Source organism: Streptococcus caballi DSM 19004, from assembly GCF_000379985.1.
Lineage (GTDB): Bacteria > Bacillota > Bacilli > Lactobacillales > Streptococcaceae > Streptococcus > Streptococcus caballi.
This window is the reverse complement of the sequence record NZ_KB904116.1, coordinates 1-1,601: the sequence shown is the minus strand read 5'-3', so window position 1 is coordinate 1,601 and position 1,601 is coordinate 1. Positions and strand designations below refer to the sequence as shown.

Sequence of the window (1,601 nt, the reverse complement as noted above, 5' to 3'; positions counted from 1 at the left end):
TTTGATGAAGCGGGTAATATCCGCATTCAGGATTACACAACAGCAACCGGAGGTTTGTCTGTTAGCCGTCAGGCCTTGCTAGAGGCCTTATCTAAATATGGTGGAACCGTTGTAGGAAAAGGTAAAGGTGCCTTTACTGGTGGTACCGAAATCAAGCCTGGAACACAGATTGATGTGGTGTCACAGAAGACGAATGACATTGTTATTGATAAACATGGAAACTCGTTTAAGGTCATCACCCTAAAAAATGGGGAGAACGCTTATCTGTCCAAATCAACAGACTTTAACGGCAACCCCGTTCCTGTTAGGTCGCTGGACTATTTGAAAGCAGACGGAACCATTAATTGGCCACCTGAGGATGGATTTGTACTTAAAGCTGATGGCAGCGCTGATAAGACAGAAGTCGTTTTAAGGGCGGGTGAGGTAATTGACCGTTTTGGTAGTCCACATGGAGCCTTTACAAGCCCAGTAGTTGATGGAGTTATTCTTGATTATGACACCCGAGGATTGCCTTATCCCGAAAGTTATCAGGCATATCATCAATACGAAATTACAACAGATATTACAATGGAAAATATACAGAAAGCGTATGATAATTTACCTGATTCTAGTAAAATAGAACTTGATGTTCAGCTTGCTAAGAGAAGAAAGAATTTATCCGATCTTGCGAGTAACTATATCGGGACTATTGATACAGTATTCGGAGCAGGTGGAGGAACCCAGATTCAATTTGGGGGTTCATTGCAATTTTACATCGATTTAGGTTTTGTGAGGGAGATATTGCCATGATAGATAAATTTTCAAAAGAAAAAGCTGAAATAGAAAAAATTATTGAAGAAAGAGGCTGGGAAACGATTCGTGTGGTCCTCTTTGATACAACTAATCGTGTTCCGTTTGCGATACACTTATTTGAAAAGGATGGGAAGTATTTAATTCAAACTAGTGGGGAAAGAGGTAGTCTTGACGGTAATCCTGGGATATTTGATAATTTTGAGTCAGCTAAGGCTGAATTTATTAAACAGATGGAGTTAGAAATTCGAGCTTCAATATACGATGTGGAAAAATGGGGATATTCAGACTATCCATCTCCTCTTTGGGATAAGTACGCTATCCAATTGGTTACCGATACGATCGATGCAATAGGAGTTGTCGATGGAGCTTTAGAATTGCTTCTTGCGGATCCCAATCATTGGTTTGTTAAAGATGAACAAGACCACCTTTTCAAACTTCAAGAAAAAATCAATAACTACATTCACTTTATCGAAACCAAGCAGTATGTGGAAAAGTATGGAGATAACTTTGATAAGAAGGTTATCAATATCACTTTCCAATATGCTCCGTCAGACAATGGCTTGGCATTTCTAGCGCAAGTCCAGAAGGTTTTACAATCAACTGATATGAGCTTGAAAGTTGTTTTGCCAGAATAGATTTTTCGCTTACTCAGCCCCGTATGGCTGGGTAATTTTGGTATAATGTGAGAGAAAGAGTACTATTCTTCATTTACCGATGAATAGCTAGGCTAGACTTGGTCTAAAGTGGAACTAGAGTTTAAAAATCATTTCCCTTATTTTACAGAATGGCTCTAGGAATGTGTGTGGAGG

Annotated in this window: 2 protein-coding genes; both read left to right on the top strand. The window is 39.4% G+C overall.

Annotation, left to right across the window (positions count from 1 at the left end):
* Window positions 1–789 (top strand): glycohydrolase toxin TNT-related protein (locus A3GS_RS12080; protein WP_156808900.1); only part of this gene is annotated, 789 nt, incomplete at its 5' end.
* Complete coding sequence (locus tag A3GS_RS12505) at window positions 786–1,427, top strand: Imm59 family immunity protein (protein ID WP_018365181.1); 642 nt, start codon at window positions 786–788, stop codon at window positions 1,425–1,427. The genes A3GS_RS12080 and A3GS_RS12505, both read left to right, overlap by 4 nt.
* The last annotated feature ends 174 nt before the right edge of the window (window positions 1,428–1,601 follow it).

Bases quoted from the DNA above. Each gene is read 5' to 3' on its own strand.
- A3GS_RS12505 (WP_018365181.1), top strand. From the start codon at position 786: ATGATAGATAAATTTTCAAAAGAAAAAGCTGAAATAGAAAAAATTATT.